This is a genomic window from Saccharothrix algeriensis, assembly GCF_016907655.1.
In the GTDB taxonomy this organism is placed as follows: domain Bacteria; phylum Actinomycetota; class Actinomycetes; order Mycobacteriales; family Pseudonocardiaceae; genus Actinosynnema; species Actinosynnema algeriense.
In genome coordinates this window covers 1,951,698-1,973,263 of the sequence record NZ_JAFBCL010000001.1, presented here as the reverse complement: position 1 = coordinate 1,973,263, position 21,566 = coordinate 1,951,698, and the positions used below count along the sequence as shown (strand labels likewise).

Here is a 21,566-nt window from a genome sequence, read left to right as displayed (position 1 = left end):
CAATGGGCGGATGGATGGTTACCGCTCCGGGTTCGCGTGCTTCGTCGGCCGCCCCAACGCCGGCAAGTCGACGTTGACCAACGCGCTGGTCGGCACCAAGGTCGCGATCACCTCCAGCAAGCCCCAGACCACCCGGCACACCATCCGCGGCATCGTGCACCGGGCCGACGCGCAGCTCGTGCTGGTCGACACGCCGGGCCTGCACCGGCCGCGCACGCTGCTCGGCCAGCGGCTCAACGACCTGGTCCGGGAGACCTGGTCGGAGGTCGACGTCGTCGGCTTCTGCGTGCCCGCCGACCAGAAGGTCGGCCCCGGCGACCGGTTCATCGCCGCCGAGCTGGCGAAGGTGGCCAAGCGCACGCCGGTGGTCGGCATCGTCACCAAGACCGACCTCGTGGGCCAGCAGCAGGTGGCCGAGCAGCTGCTCGCGCTCCAGCAGGTGATGGACTTCGCCGAGTTCATCCCGGTGTCCGCGCAGAGCGGCTACCAGGTCGACGCGCTGGCCGGCCTGCTGGTCGGCAAGCTGCCCGAGGGCCCGCCGCTCTACCCGGACGGCGAGCTGACCGACGAGCCCGAGCAGGTCCTGGTCGCGGAGCTGATCCGGGAGGCGGCCCTGGAGGGCGTGCGCGACGAGCTGCCGCACTCGATCGCCGTCGTGGTGGAGGAGATGCTGCCCCGCGAGGGCCGCGACGACCTGGTCGACGTGCACGCGAACGTGTTCGTCGAGCGGCCCAGCCAGAAGGCGATCATCCTGGGGCACCGCGGGGAGCGGCTCAAGCAGGTCGGCATCACCGCGCGCCGGCACATCGAGAAGCTGCTGGGCACCCGCGTGTACCTCGACCTGCACATCAAGATCGCCAAGGACTGGCAGCGCGACCCCAAGCAGCTCCGTAGACTGGGGTTCTAGGCCGGTGGGCTCCCGACCGGGCGCCGGTCCCGCGACGGGCCGGATCGAGGCGGGCCGGGGCAGGGCGGACCTGCTCGGGCCAGGGGCCCGCGGGTGCGGAGCCGGAGCGACTGGGGCTGCGACGTAACCATGGCCAACCTGTACCGGGACACCGGGGTCGTCCTGCGCGTCCAGAAGCTCGGCGAGGCCGACCGCATCATCACGCTGCTGACGCAGAAGCACGGCAAGGTGCGCGCCGTCGCCAAGGGCGTGCGGCGCACCTCCTCCCGGTTCGGCGCGCGGCTGGAGCCGTTCGGGCACGTGGACGTGCAGTTCTACCCCGGCCGCTCGCTCGACGTGGTCACGCAGGTGCAGACGCTGGACGCGTTCGGCGTGGCGCTGGTGGGCGACTACCAGCGCTACACGGCCGCCTGCGCCGTCCTGGAGACCGCCGACCGGCTCACCGCCGAGGAGGGCGAGCCGGTCCTGCGGCTGTACCTGCTGGTCACGGGCGCGCTGCGCGCGCTGGCCGCCAAGGAGCGCGACCCCTCGCTGATCCTGGACGCGTTCCTGATGCGCGCCATGGCGTTCGCGGGCTGGGCGCCGGCGGTCGACGAGTGCGCCCGCTGCGGCGACCCGGGCCCGCACCGGGCGTTCAACGTCCACGCGGGCGGCCTGGTGTGCCCGAACTGCCGCCCGCCGGGCAGCGCCGCGCCCAACCAGGAGACGCTGCGGTTGCTCGGCGCGCTGCTGCACGGCGAGTGGGACGTCGTGGACGCCGTCCCGGGCGCGCAGCGCCGCGAGGCCAGCGGGCTGGTCGCCGCCCACCTCCAGTGGCACCTGGAGCGGCAGCTCAGGTCGCTGCCGCTGGTCGAGCGCAAGGCGCCCCTGGCGGACGGATAGAGTCGCCTGCCGCACGCACCGACACGTGCTCCGAGCGCCCCGCCCGCACCGGGGACGACCACCCGCACAGACCTCCGAGAGGACCGCCATGCTCCGCCGACGGCGGGCCGACCGCGTCCAGCGCGTCGCCCGACCCCCGGAACCGCACCCCTCCGGCGCCACGCCGCCCGCCATCCCGGCCGACCTGGTGCCCGGGCACATCGCGATCGTCATGGACGGCAACGGGCGGTGGGCCAACCAGCGCGGCCTGTCCCGCATCGAGGGGCACAAGCGCGGCGAGGCCGTCGTCGTGGAGGCGGCCAAGGGCGCGATCGAGCTGGGGGTGAAGTGGCTGTCGCTGTACGCCTTCTCCACCGAGAACTGGCGGCGCAGCCCCGAAGAGGTCCGCTTCCTGATGGGGTTCAGCCGCGACGTCATCCACCACCGCACCGACGAGCTGGACGAGCTGGGCGTCCGGGTGCGCTGGGCGGGCCGGCGGCCGAGGCTGTGGCGCAGCGTCATCAAGGAGCTGGAGGTCGCCGAGGAGCGCACCCGCGACAACACCGTGCTGAACCTGGCCATGTGCATCAACTACGGCGGCCGGGCCGAGGTCGGCGACGCGGCCCGCGAGATCGCCCGGCTCGCCGCCGCCGGGCGGATCAACCCGGAGAAGGTCGACGAGCGGACCGTCGGCCGGTACCTGTACCAGCCGGACATGCCGGACGTGGACCTGTTCATCCGCCCGTCGGGCGAACAGCGCACGTCGAACTTCCTGCTGTGGCAGTCGGCGTACGCGGAGCTGGTGTTCCAGGACATCCTGTGGCCCGACTTCGACCGGCTGGACCTGTGGCGGGCGTGCGAGGCTTACGCCCGGCGCGACCGCCGCTTCGGCGGCGCCGTGGACAAGCCCGACGACCCCCTGCCCTACGACCTGCCGCCGGGCGGCTCCGCCGCCGACGACCCCGAGGAGACCCGGTGACCGACGACGACGCCGCGGTGACGGCGCACCTGCTCACCGCCGCCCGCGAGGCGCTGGAGCTGTTCCACGAGGTGCACGTGGACGACGACGGCGCGCTGAGCTTCCGGCACGGCGACGTGCCGTGCGCGGTGCAGGCCATGCGGCTCGCCGAGGGCCTGACCGTGCTGAGCCTGACCTGCGTCGTGGCGTGGGACCTGCCGGAGGACCCGAAGCTGGCCGTGTCGGCGGCCGAGCGCGCCGGTCAGGGCCTGTTCGGCACGCTGGGCGTGGTGCACACCGAGCGGGGCATGGACGTGACCCTGCGGTACGCGTTCCCGGCGGAGGGGATGCGCACGGAGCCGCTGAGCACCCTGCTCATGCTGGTGGTCTCGACGGCGTCGCAGCTGCGCGCCGAACTGCTGGCCGGCGTGGAGGGCGGGGCCTGATGGGCGGCGTGGTCGTGTACGAGCCGGACGACGAGTCCGAGGTCGAGGGCCTGCCGTGGGCCGTCACGTTCGAGGCGTCGGCGGGCGAGGAGTGGGCCTCGTTCGTGTGCGGGCCCTACGAGCGCGACGAGGCGGTGGCGCTGGCCGAGTCGGTGGTCGGGGAGGGCCGCGGCGTGACGGCGGTCGTGGAGCCGCTGCTGCCGGTGCGCGACGCGCCGGACGTGCTGGCCATGCTCGACGAGCTGCGCGAAGGGGTCGAAGACCCGACGTAGGTCGGTTCGGCGGCGGGCGCGGCCCCTGGCATCATGTCGGAAGTGACAATCACTGGCGAAATCCGGGGGTCACGCCCGCGCCGCACGCCACCCCGCCTGCGGATCACCTCGCTGGAGGTGCTCTGCGTGCTGCTGGTCGCCGCCCTGGTGTTCCAGGACCGGCTGGTGGCCGCGCTGGACGTGCCGGTGCTGCGCACCGCCTCGACCGTGTTCGTCGCGATCTGCGTGCAGGCGCTGCCGTTCCTGGTGTTCGGGGTGCTCATCAGCGGCGCGATCGCGGCGTTCGTGCCCGCGGGGGCGCTGCGCCGGCTGCTGCCCCGCAACACCGCGCTGGCGGTGCCGGTGGCCGGGGTGGCCGGGGTGGCGCTGCCCGGCTGCGAGTGCGCGTCGGTGCCGGTCGCGCGGCGGCTCATGCAGCAGGGCGTCGCGCCCGCGGTGGCGCTGTCGTTCCTGCTGGCCGCGCCGGCGGTGAACCCGATCGTGCTGGTGTCGACCGCCGTGGCGTTCCGCGACGCCCCGATGATGGTCCCGGCGCGGTTCGTCGGCTCGCTGCTCACCGCCGTGGTGATGGGCTGGCTGTGGACGCGGTTCGGCAAGGCCGGGTGGATCGCCGAGCGCGCCCTGCGCCGGCTGCCCGACCGCGCCGGCGCCTCCCGGTGGTCGGTGTTCGCCGAGACCGCCCGGCACGACCTCGTGGAGGCGGGCGGGTTCCTGGTGCTCGGCGGGGTGTTCGCGGCGGCGTTCAATGTGCTGGTGCCGGCGGCGTGGCTGGAGACGCTGGGCGCGCAGGTGGTGCTGGCGGTGCTGGTGATGGCGCTGGTGGCGGTCGTGCTGGCGCTGTGCAGCGAGGCGGACGCGTTCGTCGCGATGTCGATGACCGCGCTGCCGCTGCTGCCCAGGCTGGTGTTCCTGGTGGTCGGCCCGGCGGTCGACGTCAAGCTCGTCGCGCTCCAGGCGGGTGCGTTCGGCAGGTCGTTCGCGGCGCGGTTCGCGCCGGTGACGTTCGTGGTGGCGATCGGGTGCGCGGTGGCGGCGGGGGCGGTGTTCCTGTGAGGCGTGAAACGCAGAACGTCCTGCTGGTGCTGCTGGGCGGCGCACTGCTCAAGCTCGCGCTGACCGGCACCTACCTGCGCTACGTCAAGGAGTCGCTCCAGCCGTGGCTGGTGGGCACCGGCGCGGTGATGATCCTGCTCGCCGTGGTCGGCATCGCGCGTGACCTGCGCGGCGGTCGGGAGCAGGGGGAGGGCGTTGCGGAGGGGGTCGCGGGCGGTCCTCCCGGCGGCGACAGTCCCGAAGGCGGCCACACCGAAGGCGGTCATCCCGAAGGCGGCCACCCCGAAGGCGGTCATCCCGAGAGTTCCCACCCTGAAGGCGCCCACCACCACGAGCACGGCTCCCGCAGCCCGTGGATGCTGCTGCTGCCGGTCCTGGCGGTGTTCCTGATCAGCCCGCCCGCGCTGGGCGCGGACACGGTCAACCGCTCGGACCGCAACGCCGCCCAGGAGTCCCGGGCGGGCAGCGGGTTCGCGCCGCTGCCGCCCGACGAGGTGGTACCGCTGACCATCACCGAGTTCGTCACCCGCACCGCGTGGGACGACTCGGGCTCGCTCGACGACCGGACGGTCCGGCTGACCGGCTTCGTCGTGCGCAAGGAGCAGAACGTCTACCTGGCCCGGCTGGCCATCTCCTGCTGCGCGGCCGACGCCGCGCCGGTGAAGGCGCTCATGGTGGGCCAGGACTTCAGCGCGCTGCCGGACGACCAGTGGGTGGAGGCGACCGGCCGGGTGGTGCCGGGCTCGGCGACCAAGGACACGGCCTACGTGCCCACGTTCACCGTCAGCGGGATCACGCCCGTGATCCCACCGGAGGACACCTACGAGGGCTGAGGCCCGTCAGGGGGCCTTCGCGCACCCCGCGCACGTGCCGAAGATCTCGACGGTGTGGCTGACCTCGGAGAAGCCGTTCTCGGCCGCCACGCGGTCGGCCCACTTCTCCACCGCCGGGCCCTCCACCTCGACCGTGCGCCCGCACGTGCGGCACACCAGGTGGTGATGGTGGTGGGCCGAGCAGCGCCGGTAGATGGCCTCGCCCGAGTCGGTGCGCAGCACGTCCACCTCGCCGGCGTCGGCCAGCGACTGGAGCGTGCGGTAGACGGTGGTCAGGCCGATGCCCTCGCCGCGCTTGCGCAGCTCCTCGTGCAGGTCCTGCGCCGAGCGGAACTCGTCCAGGGAGTCGAGCAGTTTCGACACGGCGGTGCGCTGCTTGGTGGACCGCAGGCCGGGCACAGCGGTGTTGGGGCGCTCGCTCGTTGTCACAGGTCCTCCGTCCCAAGTCCTCCGGAGTTGATACCACGCGGACCTTCGTCGACGTGCGCCACCGCGTCCACCACGATGTGCGCCAGGTGCTCGTCGACCAGCCGGTAGACGACCTCGCGGCCGTGCCGCTCGCCGTGCACGACACCGGCCGCCTTGAGCACGCGCAGGTGCTGGCTGATCAGCGGCTGGGCGACGCCCAGGGCCTCCACCAGCTCGTGCACGCACCGCTCGGCCTCGCGCAGCTGGAGCACGATCGCGATCCGGACGGGTGCGGCGAGGGCGCGCAGCAGCTCCCCGGCGGCGGACAGGGTGTGCGCGGGCCGGGGCGGGACCGGCTGCGCCGCGTCGCGCAGGGGGGAGTGCACGTGCTCGCTCCGCACTTCGACCGTCACGGCGCCTCCAGGTGGTAGGGATTTTCACCACCGATACTACGGTCAGAGCACCGAAAGGGTGACCAGCGCGAGCACCGCGAGCACCAGAACCCGCAGGACACGGGCACCGGGCGCGAGCAGCCGCCAGGTGGCGGCCAGCAGCGCGGCCACCCCCAGGGTCAGCGCGCCGAGCAGCAGCGCGCCCACCGCGCCCCGCACCAGCACGCCGGCCCCGAACACGGCGAGCACCAGCAGGAACACCACCGGAGCGGGCACCCGGGCCAGCGGCCCGGAGCCGGGGATCAGCGTCCGCTTCGAATCCGCCACCGTGGCATCCTTGCACCGTGCTGCTCGTGTGCCGGTTCACCGTCCCCGATCCCGACGTCGAGTCGTTCACGGCGCGTGCCGCCAGGGCGCTGGAGCTGCTCACCGCCCAGCCGGGGTGCCGCCGCGGGGCGCTCGGCCGCGCCGCGGACGAGTCCGCGCTGTTCGTGCTGACCGCGGAGTTCGACTCGGTGGTGGCCTATCGCCGCGCCATGTCGCCGTTCGAGGTCCGCGAGCACGTCGTCCCGCTGCTGTCGGAGGCCGTGCCGGAGCCGTCGACGTACGAGCCGCTGCTGGTCGCCGGCGGGGGCGGGGTGGAGCGGTTGACCAGCCTGGTGGCGCGGGACGCGGGGACCGTGCGGCTGGGCGAGGCGGCGGGGCCCTCGACGCCGCGCTAGGTGCGGGGACGGCGCGTGTACCTGTTCGGTGCGGTGCGGGGCTTGGTGGAAGAGATGAAAGAGTCCTCGCCGGACGGGCAGGCCGCCAAGGAGGAGGAAGAGCGGTCGTGTTCTCCCCGCATGGCCTGTCTAAAGACGACCATGCTTTTCTGGGGGGTGCAAGCGAAAAGCGTGCTTGCACCCCCCAGAAAAGCATGGTAGCCCTCCGGGCAGGCCATGCGGGGAGAACACGAGGGCGCCGGATTGCGCGGGCCGCGCCGAGGGCGTAAAGCGCGGGCCGCGCCGAGGGTGAAAGCGCGAGTCCGCCGAGGGCGAAAAGTGTGAGCCCGCCGAGGGTGAAAGCGCGGGGTGGGGAGTGGGCCTCGGTGGGGGCGGTCGCCCGACGGTGGTCGGCCGCCGAGGACTACGCTGGCAGGCCCGATTGTTCGTCCTCCGATGGAGTGTCCGTGGCAGCCGATCGCATCGAGACCGTCGTCAGCCTGTGCAAGCGCCGCGGGTTCGTGTACCCGTGCGGTGAGATCTACGGCGGCACCAGGTCGGCCTGGGACTACGGTCCGCTGGGGGTCGAGCTGAAGGACAACATCAAGCGGCAGTGGTGGAACTCCGTGGTCCGCGGCCGGGAGGACGTCGTCGGGCTGGACTCGTCGGTGATCCTGCCGCGCGAGGTGTGGGTCGCGTCCGGGCACGTGGAGGCGTTCGTCGACCCGCTGGTCGAGTGCAACTCCTGCCACAAGAGGTTCCGGCAGGACACGCTGGCCGAGGAGTACGCCGAGCGCACCGGCAAGGACGTGGCCGAGGGCGACGTGTCCGACGTGCCGTGCCCGAACTGCGGCACGCGGGGGCGGTACACCGAGCCGAAGATGTTCAACGGCCTGCTCAAGACCCACCTCGGCCCGGTGGAGACCGAGGAGGGCCTGCACTACCTGCGCCCGGAGACCGCGCAGGGCATCTTCACCAACTTCCTGAACGTGCAGACCACCGCGCGCCGCAAGCCGCCGTTCGGCATCGGCCAGATCGGCAAGAGCTTCCGCAACGAGATCACCCCCGGCAACTTCATCTTCCGGACCCGCGAGTTCGAGCAGATGGAGATGGAGTTCTTCGTCGAGCCCGGCACCGACGAGGAGTGGCACCAGTACTGGATCGACGAGCGCACCCGCTGGTACACCGGGCTGGGCATCTCCGCGGAGAACCTGCGGCACCACGAGCACCCGAAGGAAAAGCTGTCGCACTACGCGAAGCGGACCGTCGACATCGAGTACCGCTTCGGGTTCGGCGGTCAGGAGTGGGGCGAGCTGGAGGGCATCGCCAACCGCACCGACTTCGACCTCACCACGCACTCCAACCACTCGGGCGTCGACCTGTCGTACTTCGACCAGGCGACGAACTCGCGCTACCGGCCGTTCGTGATCGAGCCGGCGGCCGGTGTCGGGCGGCCGATGATGGCGTTCCTGCTGGACGCCTACACCGAGGACGAGGCGCCCAACGCCAAGGGCGGCGTGGACAAGCGGGTGGTGCTGCGCCTGGACCGCAGGCTGGCCCCGGTGAAGGCGGCGGTGCTGCCGCTGTCGCGCAACGCGGAGCTGTCGCCCAAGGCGAAGGACCTGGCCGCCGCCCTGCGCCGGAACTGGAACGTCGAGTTCGACGACGCCGGCGCGATCGGCCGCCGCTACCGCCGCCAGGACGAGATCGGCACGCCGTTCTGCGTGACGGTCGACTTCGACACCCTGACCGACCACGCGGTGACCGTGCGGGAGCGCGACACCATGTCCCAGGAGCGCGTGGCGATGGACCGGCTGGAGGGCTACCTGGCCGCCCGGCTGGTCGGCGCCTGACGGCCCCGGGCCGGGGAGCCGACCCGCGCTGCGGAGTCGGTCGCGGGCCCGCTGCCGTCGTGCCGGTGGAGCCGGACGTCGAGCGGGTGACCGGTGGGCCGCTCGTGCGGTGGTGCGGGGGGCCCGGCCGCGGTGCTCCGGGTCGGCGGCTTGACTGTGCCCATGTTCCTCACGTTGACCGTCGTGGCCGCCCTGGGCTGCGGGCTGATGGCGGGTGTGTTCTTCGCGTTCTCGGCGATGGTGATGCCGGGCCTGCGCCGGGTGGGCCCGGAGGAGGGCGTGGCCGCCATGCGGGCGATCAACGCCGCCGTGGTCAACCCGGCGTTCATCGGCCTGTTCCTGGGCACGGCGGTGGTCTCGGTGGTCGCCGCGTTCGGCGGGACGGTCGCGGGCTGGGTCGGAGCGGCCCTGTACGTGCTCGGCGGGATCGCGTTGACCGCCTCTTACCACATTCCGCGCAACAACGCCTTGGATCGGGAGGGCACACCTGCGCACTGGGAGCGGTACTTGCGGGAATGGGTGCCGGGGAACCACGTGCGCGCGTTCGCGTGCCTGGGCGCGGCTTCGGCGTTCACGATCGCGGCCACGCAACTCTGACCTCCCCGCAGTGTCGTCACTCTGAGTAATTTTCGCGATTTGTGATGGCGTGGATCACGTGCAAAAGAGTGAATAAGCGGTACGAAGCAATGAACTGCCCTCACGATTAACCCCGATGTCACCCCGCGCTGTGAAACTGGAACCACAAGCGCGGATCCTCGGGGGGTGTCATGGCGCGTGCGGTCGTCACAGCGGTGCTGTTGGCACTCGTCGCCGTCCTCACCCCGGCGCAGTCCGGCCCCGGGCACGTCGGGGCGCTCGCCGCGCCCGCCCAGCGGGCGCCGGCGCCCCTGCCCGGCGAGGGCCTGTCCGAGGAGGAGCCCGGCCGCGAGAGCCGCAAGGGCCCGGAACTGCGCGCGTTCTCCGCCGTCGCCCGGGCCGCCGGCCGGCACCACCGGATGGGCCTGGCCGAGCGCGCGGCGCTCCGCCGCGCCGCGCCGCGCCTGCCCGAGCCCGCGCGCCTCGACGCGGCCACCGACCACCTGCACACCCGGCTCACACCGTCCACGCTGCAGGTGTTCCGCAACTGATCCCCACCGCTGTGCCACAACCGCATCCTCGCCACTACTGACCTGTGGGGAATCCAATGGAATTCCGTCACCTAGTTCAGCATGCCCGGACGCACTCGCAGCGGCGCTCCCCGGAAACGGGGCGCAGGCTCGCGGCCGGCCAGTCACCGACCGCCCTGTTCATCACGTGCGCGGATTCCCGCATCGTGCCCGCCGCCATCACGGGGGCGGAGCCGGGGAGCCTGTTCGAGCTGCGCACGGCGGGCAACGTGATCCCCGCCTTCACCCCCGACTCGGCCTCCAGCGAGATGGCCACGATCGAATTCGCGGTGGTCCAGCTCGGCGTCTCCGAAATCATCGTGTGCGGCCACTCGCACTGCGGCGCGGTGAACGCCCTGCACACCGACCGGCGGACCCTGGGCCACCTGCCGACCATGCTGCGCTGGCTCGGCACGCACGCGCCGTTCCGCTCCTCCGCGCCCGGTGAGCCGGGCCTGCGGGCGGAAGGGCAGGAGCACGTGCTCACGCAGCTGCGCACCCTGGACGACTACCCGTTCGTGCGCGACCGCGTCGCCGCCGGCGACCTCCGCACGCACGGCTGGTTCTACGACATCGAGTCCGGCGAGGTCTCGGCGTTCGCCGCCGACCGCTTCCAGCCGCTCTAGGAGCTTGGCGTGACCATGCAGATCAAAGACCCCGTGTCCCGCTCACCCGGCGGGGCCTCCTACTGGCCCGACGTCGGGGCGTCGCTGGTGGTGTTCCTGGTGGCGCTGCCGCTGTGCGTCGGCGTCGCCGTGGCCTCCGGCGTCCCCGCCGAACTGGGCATCGTCACCGGCATCGTCGGCGGCATCGTCGTCGGCCTGCTGCCCGGCAGCTCGCTCCAGGTCAGCGGCCCCGCCGCCGGCCTGACCGTCCTGGTCGCCGACACGGTGGCCGCGCACGGGCTCGCCGCGCTGGGCGTCATCGTCCTCGGCTCGGGGCTGCTCCAGGTCCTGATGGGGCTGCTCCGCCTCGGCCGCTGGTTCCGCGCCATCTCGCCCGCCGTCGTGCAGGGGATGCTGGCCGGCATCGGCCTCGTGCTGGTGATCAGCCAGCTCTACCCGTTCGCCGGCCGGGAGGCGCCCGCCGGCACCGCCGAGAAGTTCGCCGGCCTGCCCGGCCTGGTGGCCGACGCGGTCACCAGCCCGGCGGGCGTCGGCATCGGCCTGCTGACGCTCGCGATCACGGCCGTGTGGAACCGGTCGCGGCTGCGGGTCGTGCCGGGCGTGCTGGTGGCCGTGGTGGTCGCCAGCGCCGTCGGGCTGCTGCTGCCGCTGCGGCGCATCGAGGTGGGGCCGCTCGCCGACGTCGTGTCGGTGGTCGACCTGAGCCTGGCCGACGTCGGCCTGATCGGCGCGGTGGTGACCTTCGCGCTGGTCGCGTCGGCGGAGAGCCTGTTCAGCGCCGCCGCCGTCGACCGGATGCACAGCGGTCCGCGCACCCGGTACGACCAGGAGCTGGTCGCCCAGGGCGTCGGCAACACGCTGTGCGGCGTGCTCGGCGCGCTGCCGCTGACGGCGGTCATCGTGCGCAGCTCGGCGAACGTGGCGGCGGGCGCGCGCACCAAGGCGTCCCGCGTGCTGCACGGCATCTGGCTGCTGCTGTTCGTCGTGGCGCTGCCGGGCGTGCTGTCGTTCGTGCCGCTGGCGGCGCTGGCGGCGATCCTGATCCAGGCCGGGTGGAAGCTGCTGCAACCGCGCCAGGTGATCGCGCTGGTGCGCACCGACCGGGCGGAGAGCTTCGTGCTCCTGCTCACGGCCGTGCTCATCGTGACCACCGACCTGCTCACCGGCACGCTGGTCGGCCTGCTGGCCGCCGTGGTGAAGACGGCGTGGGACGTGTCGCGGCTGTCGGTCACCGTCACCCCCGACGGGCAGGAGCACGAGCACGTGACCCTGCGCGGCAACGCCACGTTCCTGCGCCTGCCGCGGCTGCTGGAGGCCCTGGAGGCCCTGCCGGTGACCAAGCACGTGCGGGTGGACCTCAGCGGTCTGCGCCACCTGGACGAGGCGTGCCGGCAGGCGATCGAGCACTGGGCCGAGACGCACCGGACGGCCGGCCGGACGGTGGACCTGATCAGGCCGACCTCGGGTCGACCGGTCCCGGGCTGACCGGCCCCGGGCTCACCGGTCCCGGCTGACCGGTCCGGACGGCACGGGCCCCCGGAGGACAGCGCGGTCCTTCCGGGGGCTCAGCTCCGCGGCGCCAGCGCGGGCACCAGGCCGCGCGCGACGTCGGTCAGCAGGTCGCGCGCGTGCCCGGTGCTCGCCGCGCCCTGCACCGACAGCAGCGCGACGGCGTAGCGGTCGGCCACCACGCCGGCGCTGTGCAGGTGCAGGTCGGCGGGCAGGTACCACATCCAGCCCTGCTTGGCGTACGCGTCCAGCCCCGGCGCGAGCAGGCCGAACGCCTGGTCGAAGCCGTCGGCGGCGGTTCCCGGCGCGGCGGAGAGGGACTCGACCACGAAGTTCCGCTCGGCTTCCGGGAGCCCGGTCAGGACGTGCCGGTAGAGGCGCACCACGTCGTCGGCCGACATCTCGACGTCGCCCCACTGGGAGGCGTCCGCGGGCGCGCGCGTCGCCGTCAGGCCGACCAGGTCCGCGACGCGGCCCACCGCGCCGTAGCCGTCGTGCGCGGTCCACAGGGCGTTCATCGCCTCGTCGTCGCTGGCGCCCAACGCGCGCCGCAGCCGGTCGCGGTCCTCGTCGTCCACGTGGCCGTCGGCCAGCATGTCGACGGCCACGACCAGCTTGCTCAGCGACGCCGTGCGGAACGGCAGGTCGGCCCGGTGGCCCGCCCGCGCCCCGGTCTCCAGGTCCAGCACGGCCACGGCCAGGTCGGCGTCCCCGGCCAGGCCCGCCGCCTTCGCCACCGCCGCCGACAGGTCCGGGGCGGTGGCCTCGGGGGCGCGGGGCGAGGCGGGCCAGGGTGCGCCGGTGGCGGGCGGTCCGGAGGCCGGCCCGGAGGCGCCCGGCGGGGGGGCCGGACCGGTGGCGGTGGTCCCGGCGGAGCACGACGCGGTCACCACCGCGACGGCCACCGCCAGTCCCGCCACCCACGTCCGTCGTCCCACATTTCCAGAATTGTTTTCACAACCGCCGGATGTCCAGCGGTTCCTCCTGTGCGGTTCCTGAAGACTCCTCGCGTCGCACGACGTAGGCCCCGCCGTTGCGGCGCTCCGAGACGGCCTCCACCAGCTCGGTGCCCCGGTACAGCAGGCCCGCGCCGTCGTCGGTGCAGTAGGTCAGCGGCAGCTGCCCGCTCGCGACGGCCGCGTGGATCGCCGGCCGCCGCTGCTCCTCGCTGTCGTAGTGCACGCCGTTGCCGTAGGGCAGCAGCCCGAGGCCGTTGGTGACGACGCGCAGCTCGGGCCCGAACGAGTCCGTGGCGCCCCCGACGTGCCAGCAGATCGACCCCGCCGACACCCCGCCCAGCACCACGCCCGCCTCCCACGCGCGGCGCATCGCCGGGCCGAGGTCGTGCACCTGCCACACGGCCAGCAGGTTCGCCACGCTGCCGCCGCCGACCCACACCACGTCGTGCTCCAGCAGGAAGCCCGCCAGGTCGTCGGTGGGCGGCATCGTGAACAGGTTGAGGTGGCCGACCTCCCAGCCCGCCAGCCGGCCGGCCTCGTCGAGGTCGGCGTTGAACCACCGCTGGTCCCCGTTGGCGGTGCCGAGGTGGCACAGCCGGGGCCTGGTGGCGCCGGACAGCTCCACCGCGAGGTGGACCAGCCGGTGGAACTCCAGGTTGGTGCGGGAACCGGCCTTGAAACCGCCGGACGTGGCCAGGATCGTGGGCTGCTCTGCGGGCACCCGGCGATCCTCGCAGCTGCCGGACCCGGTGTGGGATCATTCCGGCTGTGACCTTCCTGGCCCGCCTCCGCCGTCTGGTCCAACGCGCCGTGATCGGCGCCCTGGTCCTGGGTTTCCTGGTGGTGGGCGGCACGGCGTTCCGGGTGTGGCAGGTGGCCCGGGAGGACGACCGGACCCACGCCGACATGGCGGTGGTGCTCGGCGCGGCCCAGTACAACGGCGTGCCCTCGGAGGTGCTCGAAGCGCGCCTGGAGCACGCGCGCCGGCTGTTCCGGCAGGGCGTGGTGAGCTACATCGCCACCACCGGCGGGCGCCAGCCCGGCGACAACTACACCGAGGGCCAGGCGGGCCGGATGTGGCTGGAGGCGCAGGGCGTCCCGGCCAACCGCATCCTGGAGATCGGCGAGGGCGCGGACACCCTGGGCAGCATCCGCGCGCTGGCCGCGCAGGCCCGCGCGAAGTCGCTGAAGACGGCGGTGATCGTGTCGGACCCCTGGCACTCGCTGCGCGCGCGCACGATGGCGGAGGACGAGGGCCTGGAGGCGTGGACGTCGCCGACGCGCAGCGGCCCCAACGTGCAGACCCGGCAGACGCAGCTGTTCTACATCAGGCGCGAGACCGGCGCCCTGCTCTACTACCACCTGATGAAGGCCCCGGTGGACGCCTTCGACGGCATCCTGCTCTGACCGCCGCCGGCGCCGGGTTCCCTAGGCTGTGCGGATGAGCGGTGCTTACACCGGGCACGAGTCGGCCCGGCTGGTGGCGGAGCGGGCCAAGGTCGCCGTGCTGCCCGGCGCCCGGCCCGAGCGGCGGACGCCGTTCGCCCGGGACCGGGCCAGGGTGCTGCACTCCGCCGCGCTGCGGCGGCTGGCCGGCAAGACGCAGGTCGTCGGCCCCGGCGAGGGGGCCGAGGTGACCGGTGTGCCCCGGACGCGGCTCACGCACTCCCTGGAGGTCGCCCAGATCGGGCGCGGCATCGGGGAGGAGCTGGGGTGCGACCCCGACGTGGTGGACACCGCGGGGCTGGCGCACGACATCGGCCACCCGCCCTTCGGGCACAACGGGGAGCGCGCGCTCGACGAGTTCGCCGCCGCGTGCGGCGGGTTCGAGGGCAACGCCCAGACCCTGCGGATCCTCACCCGCCTGGAGCCCAAGACCGAGCGCGGGCTCAACCTGACGCGGGCCTGCCTGGACGCCGCGGTGAAGTACCCGTGGCCGCGGCGGCCCGGGACGGCGAAGTTCGGGGTCTACCAGGACGACCTGGAGGTCTTCGAGTGGCTGCGCGCCGGCGCGCCGGAGGGCCGCCGCTGCCTGGAGGCCCAGGTCATGGACTGGGCCGACGACGTCGCCTACTCGGTGCACGACGTCGAGGACGGGGTGCTCGCGCACCGGATCCGCCTCGCGTGGCTGGGCGACGCGCAGGAGCGCGCCGCGATCGCCGAGCTGGCGGCCCGGCACTTCTCCGACCAGCCGGCGTCCGCGCTCGAAGCCACGGCCGAGGAGCTGCTGCGGTTGCCGGTGATCGCCGAGCTGGCCGACTACGACGGGTCGCTGCGCGCGCAGGTCGCGCTCAAGGGCCTCACCAGCGAGCTGGTGGGGCGGTTCGCCTCGGCGGCGGTCGGGGCGACCCGGGAGGCGCACGGGGACGGGCCGCTGGCGCGCTACGGCGCGGACCTCGTCGTGCCGCCGCAGGTCGCGGCGGAGGTGGCGCTGCTCAAGGCCGTCGCCGTCCGGTACGTCATGAGCGACCCGCAGCGGCTGGCGGCGCAGGCGCGGCAGCGGGAGCTGATCGCCGGGTTGGGGCACCGGCTGCTCGCGGGCGCGCCGGCGGCGCTGGACCCCGCTTTCCGGCCCGCCTGGCAGGCCGCCGGGGACGACGCGGCGCGGCTGCGCGTGGTCGTCGACCAGGTCGCCTCGCTCACCGACGCGCAAGCCGTCGCGCGGTTCCCGGTGAACGGCTCGCCACCACCCCTGTGAGCGGTGGCACACTCGGGGTGTGGCCGAGGAGTCGACACGACCGCCGGGCCGTCCGTGGCCGTGGCGCAGACCGAGCCGGGAACCGGTGCGCGCCGGGGAGTTCCCCTACGACGACGGGTGGACCGAAGACCCCGACGACGGGTCCGCCGGCGTGCGCGAACCCCGACGACCCAAGCCGCTCGGACCGTCCGGCGGCGCCGGTGAGCGTCCGATCCCGGACGGACCGGCAGTGCTGGAGGAGAGCCCGTGCCTGACCGAGCGCACCTGACGTTCGCCCTGACCCTGCACGACGCCATCGCGCCCGACCGCGGGCGCAACGCGTGCTGGTCGCCGTACTCGGTGGCCAGCGCCCTGGGGATGCTGGCCCGGGGCGCGCGGGGGCGGTCCCGGCGCGAGCTGGACGCGGTGCTGGGACCGGGCAGCGCCGAGCTGCTGCAAGCCTCCGGCGTCGGCGACGACGCCGAGTCCGCCGTGGCCAACACGCTGTGGGCGTGGGACGCGCTGCCGATCGAGGAGGGCTTCCTCGACGCCCTGGCCGACTGGCCGGGCGCGGCGGTGCGCTCCGCGCCGTTCCGCGCCGACCCGGAGGGCGCGCGCAAGCTGATCAACGCCGACGTCGCCGACACGACCCGCGACCTGGTCCCCGAGCTGCTGCGGCCCGGCGCGGTGACGACTGAGACGGTGGCCTCGCTGGTCAACGCCCTGTACCTGAAGTGCGCGTGGGTGGAGCGGTTCCCGGAGCACGACACCGCGCCGCGGCCGTTCCGGGGCGCGGGCGAGGTGCCGACGATGCGGCTGGAGGCCGACCTGCGCTACGGCCGGGCCGCCGGCTGGGAGGCGGTGGCCGTCCCGGCGCGCGGCGGCGTCGAGGCGGTCGTGCTGCTGCCGGAGGACGGGCTGGGCGGCACCGGGGGCGTGCCCGACGCCCTGGCGGCGCTGGACCGCGACCGGGTCGAGCTGTTCCTGCCGAAGCTGGACCTCGGCGTGCCGGCGGAGCTGGGGGAGGCGCTGCGCGCGGTCGGCGTGCGGGAGGTGTTCACCGACGGCGCGGACCTGACCGGCCTGAGCCCCGACCCCCGGCTGCGGGTGGACGAGGTGGTGCACGAGGCGGTGCTGCGGCTGGACGAGGAGGGGTTCGAGGGCGCCGCCGCGACCGCCGTGACGATGCGCCTGACGTCGGTGGTGGAGCACCCGCCCCCGCGCACGGTCCGGGTGGACCGCCCCTACCTGCTGCTGGTGCGGCACGCCGGCACCGGCGCGATCTACTTCCTGGCCCAGGTCGCCGCGCCCTGACCCGCCCGCGGCGCGGGGCCGCCGCGCCCCCGCGCCACCCCGGCGCGGTGTCCCGTCCCGCGGGGCGCCGCCGTCCCCGGTGCGCGGGCGAAGACGGGGAGGCGTGACGTGCCCGGGGTCCCCGCGGTCCCGGTCGGGCACGAGAGGGCTCGACCTCGACCGGCTGCGCGAGGTCCGCGTGTACCAATCCCCGGACGAGTGCGCGGATCCGGAGGAATTGGCACTGGCGCGCACCGGCGCGATGACCGACGGGCAGGTGACCGAACCGGTCACCCTGCCGGGCCGCCGCGGGCTGGTGGAGCCGACCCGCCCGGTCGCGCCGGGGAACCGGCGCGGGCGGTTCGCCTCGGCGCTCGGGATCACCGACCGGGCTTCACCGTCGGTGACGCGTGCCCCTGCCCTGGGCCGCCCTGCCGCCGGACCGCCCTGCCGGGGTGGATGGCCGTGTCTCCCGGACGGCCATCCGCCCGGCGCTAGGCGGTCCGGACCACGAAGTCGAACGTGCCCTGGTACCGGTTGGCGGTGAGCGGCCCGAGCTTGATCACCGTGTCGCGGATGTAGTACGCGTCACGGCGGTTGAGCGCCGCCACGTTCATGCCGTACGCCCTGGTGTCGTCCGGGAAGTACAGCTGGGTGGTCAGCACGGGCCCGCGCGGGGCCTGCGCCTTCACGTGGAGGTGCGGCGTCCGCCCCGGGTAGTCCTTCGGGACGATGGTCTCCAGCGTGAAGGCGCCCTTGGCGTCGGTGAACTGGTGGCCGCGGCCCCGGTAGGCGGGCGTGCTGTTGTCGTACTGGCCGCGCTGGTCGGCCTGCCAGAAGTCGAGCAGGACGTTGGCCAGCGGCCGGCACCGGGTGTCGTAGACGAACCCGGTCAGGCTCAGCAGCACGCCCGAGACCCCCGTCGTGCGCAGGTTGGTCCGCAGGGGGGAGTTGCGCCGGAAGTACGGGCCCTCGATGACGGGAGGGGTGTCGTCGCCGTCGGTGCACTGCGGCGTGAGGGGCAGGGTCCCGCCCTCCGCCGCGGGGTTCCCGACCAGGCCGACGCCGACGGCGCTCAGCGCCACGGCCGCCGAGCCGGTCGCGATGAACGACCGGCGGGAGGTGCCGTCTTCAGTGGTTCCTTCGCTCATGTGAGGCGTTCCTTCCTGGGTGGAAAGGCGGCGCCGTCAACGCTAGCTTGGTCTAGACCAACACGGATCTGCCGTTCAGTTCACTCCCTGTGGAGGTCCGGTTGCTCCGCGTGGCCGCAGTGGCGGTCAGAAGGCGACGTGGGTCAGCTTGTCCGGGTTCGAGATGTCGTAGATGGCGCTGATCCGGCCGTCCCGCAGCGCGAACGCGCTCACCCGCGCGGTCAGCGCGCCCTGCTCGGGGATCTTGAGCCCCAGGTCGCCGTTGACCAGCACCGGCCGCCCCTCGGGCAGCCCCCCGTACCGGTTGAGCAGGCCCAGGGCGAAGCGCGCGACCTTCTGCGGGCCGGTGATCACGTTGATCGCCGTGCGGGCCTTGCCGCCGCCGTCGCCCACCACCACGACGTCCGGGTGCAGCAGGCCGGCCACCGCCGCCACGTCGCCCGCCGCCAGCGCCGCCAGGAACCGCTCCAGCACCTCGCGCTGCTCGTCCAGCGCGACGCGCGGCGGAGGGGGAGCGGCCGAGGCCGCGCGGCGGCCCCGCGAGGCGTGCTGGCGGGCCGCGGCGACCGTGCAGCCCAGCGCCTCGGCGATCGGCTCGAACGGCACCCCGAACGCGTCGTGCAGCACGAACGCCAGCCGCTGCTCCGGGGTCAGCCGGTCCAGCAGCACCACCGCCGCCATCCGCACCCCGTCGTCGCGGACCACCGCCTCCAGCGGGTCGTCCTCGAACGAGGTCACCAGCGGCTCGGGCAGCCACTGGCCCACGTACCGCTCCCGCCGCGCGGCGGCCGAGCGCAGCCGGTCCAGGCAGATCCGCCCCACCACGGTGGTCAGCCAGCCGCGCAGCTCCCTGATCTCCGCCCGCGCCCGGTCCGGCAGCCGGGTCAGCCGCAGCCACGCCTCCTGGACCGCGTCCTCCGCGTCGGCCACGCTGCCGGTCAACCGGTAGGCCACGCCGATCAGGTGCGACCGGTGCTCGGTGAAGGTGGCTGCCAGGGTCTGGTCGGCTGCGGTCACGCCGCCCAGTCTGCCGGCACTAGACTCGCCGACCGTGGCAGGACGAATCCGGGACAGCGATATCGCGTTGGTGCGGGACCGCAGCCGGATCGACGAGGTCGTCGGCGACCACGTCTCGCTGCGGCGGGCCGGCGGCGGCGCGCTGAAGGGCCTGTGCCCGTTCCACGACGAGAAGTCGCCCAGCTTCAACGTCCGCCCCACGCACGGCACGTACCACTGCTTCGGCTGCGGCGAGGGCGGCGACGTGATCGCCTTCGTGATGAAGGTCGAGCACCTGGGCTTCGTGGAGGCCGTCGAGCGGCTCGCCGACCGCGCCGGGATCCAGCTGACCTACGAGGGCGGCGGCGCGACGGTCCAGCGCGACCGCGGCACCCGCAGCAGGCTGCTGGAGGCGCACCGGGCCGCCGCCGAGTTCTACGCCGAGCAGCTGGCCTCGCCCGAGGCGCTGCCCGCCCGCGAGTTCCTGGCGCAGCGCGGCTTCGACGAGTCCGCCGCCCGGGTGTTCGGCTGCGGCTTCGCGCCGGCGGGCTGGGACCGGCTGACCAAGCACCTGCTGGGGCGCGGCTTCGAGCTGACCGAGCTGATCAAGGCCCAGCTGGCCAAGGAGGGCCGCCAGGGGCCGATCGACCGGTTCCACCGCCGGCTGCTGTGGCCGATCCGGGACATGGGCGGCGACGTGGTCGGCTTCGGCGCGCGCCGGATCTTCGACGACGACCCGATCCAGGCCAAGTACCTCAACACCGGCGAGAGCCCCATCTACAAGAAGTCCCACGTGCTGTTCGGGCTCGACCTGGCCAAGCGGGAGATCGCCAAGCGGCGGCAGGCCGTCGTGGTCGAGGGCTACACCGACGTGATGGCCATGCACCTGGCCGGCGTGCCCACGGCGGTCGCGTCCTGCGGCACGGCGTTCGGCGGCGACCACATGAACGTGCTGCGCCGCCTGCTGATCGACGACGACCTCAACGGCGAGGTGATCTTCACCTTCGACGGCGACGCGGCCGGGCAGAAGGCGGCGCTCAAGGCGTTCGAGGGCGAGCAGCAGTTCTCCGCGCAGACCTACATCGCCGTCGCGCCCGACGGCATGGACCCGTGCGAGCTGCGCCAGGCCAAGGGCGACGTGGCGGTGCGCGACCTGGTGGCGCGGCGCACCCCGCTGTTCGAGTTCGCCATCCGCACCCAGCTGCAGGGCTACGACCTGGACTCGGTGGACGGCCGGGTCGAGGCGCTGAAGAAGATGGTCCCGTTCGTCGCCCGGATCAAGGACCGGGCCAAGCGGGACGGGTACGCGACCAAGCTCGCCTGGTGGGTCGGCTGGGACGACGAGTCGGCCGTCGTGCGGAGGGTGCGCGAGACGGCGAACGGCCGTGCGCCCGCGAAGGGCCGCCCGCGCCCGGTCGACCCGAACCAGGGCGCGCTGCCGGTGGAGGCGGAGGGCCCGGCCCGGCCGGACCCGCGCGACATGCGGCTGTGGCACCAGCGGGAGGCGCTCAAGGCGGCGCTGCAGCTGCCGGAGATGGCCGGGCCGTACTACGACGCGCTGCCGGACGAGGCGTTCACGCACCCCGTGTACCGGTCGCTGCACCGGGCGATCCGGGAGGCGGGCGGCGCTTCGGGGGGCCTGTCCGGGCCCGCCTTCGTCGACGCGGTGAGCAGGCAGTGCGACCAGCAGGCCGTGCGGTCGGTGCTGACCGAGCTGTCGGTCGAGCCGCTGCAGGTGCGGGCGGAGGACGAGTACCGCTACGTGCAGAGCGTGCTGACCCGGCTGCAGCAGATCCTGGTGGCCGGGCAAATCGTGGAGATCAAGTCGCGGCTGCGGCGCGTGTCGCCGGTCGAGGAGGCCGACGAGTACCGGGCGCTGTTCGGCGACCTGATCGCGCTGGAGGCTTACCACAAGGAACTGGGCGAACAAGCGTTGGGCGGGCTGTGATGGGGCTGTGGCGCAGGCTGTTCGGCTCGGGCGCGCCCGCCGGGTTCACCGGCGCGCTGGAGTCCGACGAGCGGGTGCTGGCCTCGGCCGGGGTGGACGGGGGCTTCCTGGTCGCGTCGAGCCTGGGGCTGTGGCTGCCGGGGCCGCGGCGCGCGGGGTGGCACCTGCTGTCGAAGGCCACGTGGAGCGGCGCGGTGCTGACCGTGGTCGAGGCGGAGGAGGTCGGTGACGCCGGCGGGGCCGTGCTGCTGCGCGACCTGCCGCCGCAGCGGTTCGCCCTGGCGTCGCCCGGCAAGGTGCCCGAGGTCGTGCACGCACGGGTGACCGGGTCGATCAGGTCGCGGGAGCGCAACGAGGACCTGGGCGCGTGGTTCGTGCAGCGCAAGGTGCCCGGCCGCGACGGCGTGGTGCTGCAGGTGCGGCCGGACGCGGGCGCGGACGTGGAGCGGGTGCGCGCGGTGGCCGCCGAGGTCGCCGCGAAGATCGACCGGTTGCGGCGCGCGGCCGACTAGCCGCGGGGCACGGCAGGCAGTACGGTCGTACTGCTCCCAGTCGTGCCGTTTTCCGGGGAGGCGCAC

The 21,566-nt window shown here is 73.9% G+C and carries 25 protein-coding genes; 18 read left to right on the top strand and 7 right to left on the bottom strand.

The window, feature by feature from the left end; all coding sequences use genetic code 11:
• The first annotated feature begins 10 nt into the window (after window positions 1-10).
• The 7 genes from era (at window position 11) to JOE68_RS08670 (ending at window position 5,330) form a co-directional block, all read left to right on the top strand.
• Window positions 11-907, top strand: coding sequence for a GTPase Era (gene era, locus JOE68_RS08700; protein WP_204841813.1), 897 nt, complete (start codon window positions 11-13; stop codon window positions 905-907).
• Window positions 908-1,036: 129 nt separating this feature from the next.
• Window positions 1,037-1,789: a DNA repair protein RecO gene (gene recO, locus JOE68_RS08695; protein WP_204841812.1), complete on the top strand. Its 753-nt coding sequence runs from the start codon at window positions 1,037-1,039 to the stop codon at window positions 1,787-1,789.
• Window positions 1,790-1,877: 88 nt separating this feature from the next.
• Complete coding sequence (locus JOE68_RS08690; protein ID WP_239562178.1) at window positions 1,878-2,747, top strand: isoprenyl transferase; 870 nt, start codon at window positions 1,878-1,880, stop codon at window positions 2,745-2,747.
• The gene (locus JOE68_RS08685; RefSeq protein WP_204841811.1) at window positions 2,744-3,172 is read left to right on the top strand and encodes a hypothetical protein; all 429 of its coding nucleotides are present in this window, start codon (window positions 2,744-2,746) and stop codon (window positions 3,170-3,172) included. Before JOE68_RS08690 ends, JOE68_RS08685 begins: the two co-directional genes overlap by 4 nt.
• Window positions 3,172-3,444, top strand: coding sequence for a hypothetical protein (locus JOE68_RS08680; protein ID WP_204841810.1), 273 nt, complete (start codon window positions 3,172-3,174; stop codon window positions 3,442-3,444). The genes JOE68_RS08685 and JOE68_RS08680 overlap by 1 nt, the downstream gene beginning before the upstream one ends.
• Before the next feature lie 33 nt (window positions 3,445-3,477).
• Window positions 3,478-4,497, top strand: coding sequence for a permease (locus JOE68_RS08675; protein ID WP_204841809.1), 1,020 nt, complete (start codon window positions 3,478-3,480; stop codon window positions 4,495-4,497).
• Window positions 4,494-5,330, top strand: a complete 837-nt coding sequence (locus JOE68_RS08670; protein WP_204841808.1) for a TIGR03943 family putative permease subunit — start codon at window positions 4,494-4,496, stop codon at window positions 5,328-5,330. The genes JOE68_RS08675 and JOE68_RS08670 overlap by 4 nt, the downstream gene beginning before the upstream one ends.
• 6 nt (window positions 5,331-5,336) lie before the next feature.
• Here the strand turns inward: JOE68_RS08670 and JOE68_RS08665 are convergent, their stop codons facing one another.
• The 3 genes from JOE68_RS08665 to JOE68_RS08655 are packed head-to-tail and all read right to left on the bottom strand — an operon-like array spanning window position 5,337 to window position 6,457.
• Window positions 5,337-5,759, bottom strand: coding sequence for a Fur family transcriptional regulator (locus tag JOE68_RS08665; RefSeq protein ID WP_204841807.1), 423 nt, complete (start codon window positions 5,757-5,759; stop codon window positions 5,337-5,339).
• Window positions 5,756-6,151 (bottom strand): ArsR/SmtB family transcription factor, encoded by a 396-nt coding sequence (locus tag JOE68_RS08660; protein ID WP_204841806.1) that lies wholly within the window; start codon window positions 6,149-6,151, stop codon window positions 5,756-5,758. Before JOE68_RS08660 ends, JOE68_RS08665 begins: the two co-directional genes overlap by 4 nt.
• Before the next feature lie 42 nt (window positions 6,152-6,193).
• Window positions 6,194-6,457: a hypothetical protein gene (locus JOE68_RS08655; RefSeq protein WP_204841805.1), complete on the bottom strand. Its 264-nt coding sequence runs from the start codon at window positions 6,455-6,457 to the stop codon at window positions 6,194-6,196.
• Between the two features lie 17 nt (window positions 6,458-6,474).
• Between JOE68_RS08655 and JOE68_RS08650 the strand changes: the two genes are divergently transcribed.
• The 6 genes from JOE68_RS08650 to JOE68_RS08625 all read left to right on the top strand — a co-directional run bounded on the left by JOE68_RS08650 (window position 6,475) and on the right by JOE68_RS08625 (window position 11,940).
• Window positions 6,475-6,852 carry an antibiotic biosynthesis monooxygenase family protein gene (locus JOE68_RS08650; protein WP_204841804.1) on the top strand — a complete coding sequence of 126 codons (378 nt, stop codon included), beginning with the start codon at window positions 6,475-6,477 and terminating at the stop codon, window positions 6,850-6,852.
• A 446-nt stretch (window positions 6,853-7,298) separates the two neighbouring features.
• Window positions 7,299-8,684 carry a glycine--tRNA ligase gene (locus tag JOE68_RS08645; protein ID WP_204841803.1) on the top strand — a complete coding sequence of 462 codons (1,386 nt, stop codon included), beginning with the start codon at window positions 7,299-7,301 and terminating at the stop codon, window positions 8,682-8,684.
• 162 nt (window positions 8,685-8,846) lie between these two features.
• Entirely contained in the window at window positions 8,847-9,281 is a 435-nt protein-coding gene (locus JOE68_RS08640; RefSeq protein WP_204841802.1) for an anthrone oxygenase family protein, read from the top strand.
• Window positions 9,282-9,451: 170 nt separating this feature from the next.
• Window positions 9,452-9,811: a hypothetical protein gene (locus JOE68_RS08635; protein ID WP_204841801.1), complete on the top strand. Its 360-nt coding sequence runs from the start codon at window positions 9,452-9,454 to the stop codon at window positions 9,809-9,811.
• Window positions 9,812-9,867: 56 nt separating this feature from the next.
• The gene (locus JOE68_RS08630) at window positions 9,868-10,455 is read left to right on the top strand and encodes a carbonic anhydrase (protein ID WP_204841800.1); all 588 of its coding nucleotides are present in this window, start codon (window positions 9,868-9,870) and stop codon (window positions 10,453-10,455) included.
• Window positions 10,456-10,470: 15 nt separating this feature from the next.
• Window positions 10,471-11,940, top strand: coding sequence for a SulP family inorganic anion transporter (locus tag JOE68_RS08625; RefSeq protein WP_204845994.1), 1,470 nt, complete (start codon window positions 10,471-10,473; stop codon window positions 11,938-11,940).
• A gap of 80 nt (window positions 11,941-12,020) precedes the next feature.
• Here JOE68_RS08625 and JOE68_RS08620 read toward each other — a convergent pair whose 3' ends face one another.
• Together JOE68_RS08620 and JOE68_RS08615 are read right to left on the bottom strand one after the other, a co-directional pair.
• The gene (locus tag JOE68_RS08620; RefSeq protein ID WP_204841799.1) at window positions 12,021-12,902 is read right to left on the bottom strand and encodes a serine hydrolase; all 882 of its coding nucleotides are present in this window, start codon (window positions 12,900-12,902) and stop codon (window positions 12,021-12,023) included.
• 16 nt (window positions 12,903-12,918) lie between these two features.
• Entirely contained in the window at window positions 12,919-13,644 is a 726-nt protein-coding gene (locus tag JOE68_RS08615) for a Type 1 glutamine amidotransferase-like domain-containing protein (protein ID WP_204841798.1), read from the bottom strand.
• Between the two features lie 47 nt (window positions 13,645-13,691).
• On the opposite strand from JOE68_RS08615, the gene JOE68_RS08610 reads away from it, so the two are divergent.
• The 3 genes from JOE68_RS08610 (at window position 13,692) to JOE68_RS08600 (ending at window position 16,914) form a co-directional block, all read left to right on the top strand.
• Entirely contained in the window at window positions 13,692-14,330 is a 639-nt protein-coding gene (locus tag JOE68_RS08610) for a YdcF family protein (RefSeq protein WP_204841797.1), read from the top strand.
• A gap of 34 nt (window positions 14,331-14,364) precedes the next feature.
• Window positions 14,365-15,621 (top strand): deoxyguanosinetriphosphate triphosphohydrolase, encoded by a 1,257-nt coding sequence (locus JOE68_RS08605; protein ID WP_204841796.1) that lies wholly within the window; start codon window positions 14,365-14,367, stop codon window positions 15,619-15,621.
• 246 nt (window positions 15,622-15,867) lie between these two features.
• Entirely contained in the window at window positions 15,868-16,914 is a 1,047-nt protein-coding gene (locus JOE68_RS08600; RefSeq protein ID WP_204841795.1) for a serpin family protein, read from the top strand.
• Window positions 16,915-17,387: 473 nt separating this feature from the next.
• Here JOE68_RS08600 and JOE68_RS08595 read toward each other — a convergent pair whose 3' ends face one another.
• Together JOE68_RS08595 and sigJ are read right to left on the bottom strand one after the other, a co-directional pair.
• Window positions 17,388-18,044, bottom strand: coding sequence for a dioxygenase family protein (locus tag JOE68_RS08595; RefSeq protein ID WP_204841794.1), 657 nt, complete (start codon window positions 18,042-18,044; stop codon window positions 17,388-17,390).
• A gap of 126 nt (window positions 18,045-18,170) precedes the next feature.
• A complete protein-coding gene (sigJ, locus tag JOE68_RS08590) occupies window positions 18,171-19,061 on the bottom strand; it encodes an RNA polymerase sigma factor SigJ (protein WP_346038590.1) in 891 nt (296 codons plus the stop codon).
• A gap of 34 nt (window positions 19,062-19,095) precedes the next feature.
• Here sigJ and dnaG point away from each other — a divergent pair, with 34 nt between their 5' ends.
• Entirely contained in the window at window positions 19,096-20,988 is a 1,893-nt protein-coding gene (gene dnaG, locus JOE68_RS08585; protein ID WP_204841793.1) for a DNA primase, read from the top strand.
• Complete coding sequence (locus tag JOE68_RS08580; RefSeq protein WP_204845992.1) at window positions 20,988-21,500, top strand: hypothetical protein; 513 nt, start codon at window positions 20,988-20,990, stop codon at window positions 21,498-21,500. The genes dnaG and JOE68_RS08580 overlap by 1 nt, the downstream gene beginning before the upstream one ends.
• Window positions 21,501-21,566 lie beyond the last annotated feature (66 nt).

Coding starts and splice junctions, on each gene's coding strand:
- era (WP_204841813.1), top strand. CDS start 11: ATGGATGGTTACCGCTCCGGGTTCGCGTGCTTCGTCGGCCGCCCCAAC.
- recO (WP_204841812.1), top strand. CDS start 1,037: ATGGCCAACCTGTACCGGGACACCGGGGTCGTCCTGCGCGTCCAGAAG.
- JOE68_RS08690 (WP_239562178.1), top strand. CDS start 1,878: ATGCTCCGCCGACGGCGGGCCGACCGCGTCCAGCGCGTCGCCCGACCC.
- JOE68_RS08680 (WP_204841810.1), top strand. CDS start 3,172: ATGGGCGGCGTGGTCGTGTACGAGCCGGACGACGAGTCCGAGGTCGAG.
- JOE68_RS08675 (WP_204841809.1), top strand. CDS start 3,478: ATGTCGGAAGTGACAATCACTGGCGAAATCCGGGGGTCACGCCCGCGC.
- JOE68_RS08640 (WP_204841802.1), top strand. CDS start 8,847: ATGTTCCTCACGTTGACCGTCGTGGCCGCCCTGGGCTGCGGGCTGATG.
- JOE68_RS08635 (WP_204841801.1), top strand. CDS start 9,452: ATGGCGCGTGCGGTCGTCACAGCGGTGCTGTTGGCACTCGTCGCCGTC.
- JOE68_RS08630 (WP_204841800.1), top strand. CDS start 9,868: ATGGAATTCCGTCACCTAGTTCAGCATGCCCGGACGCACTCGCAGCGG.
- JOE68_RS08625 (WP_204845994.1), top strand. CDS start 10,471: ATGCAGATCAAAGACCCCGTGTCCCGCTCACCCGGCGGGGCCTCCTAC.
- JOE68_RS08605 (WP_204841796.1), top strand. CDS start 14,365: ATGAGCGGTGCTTACACCGGGCACGAGTCGGCCCGGCTGGTGGCGGAG.
- JOE68_RS08595 (WP_204841794.1), bottom strand. CDS start 18,044: ATGAGCGAAGGAACCACTGAAGACGGCACCTCCCGCCGGTCGTTCATC.
- JOE68_RS08580 (WP_204845992.1), top strand. CDS start 20,988: ATGGGGCTGTGGCGCAGGCTGTTCGGCTCGGGCGCGCCCGCCGGGTTC.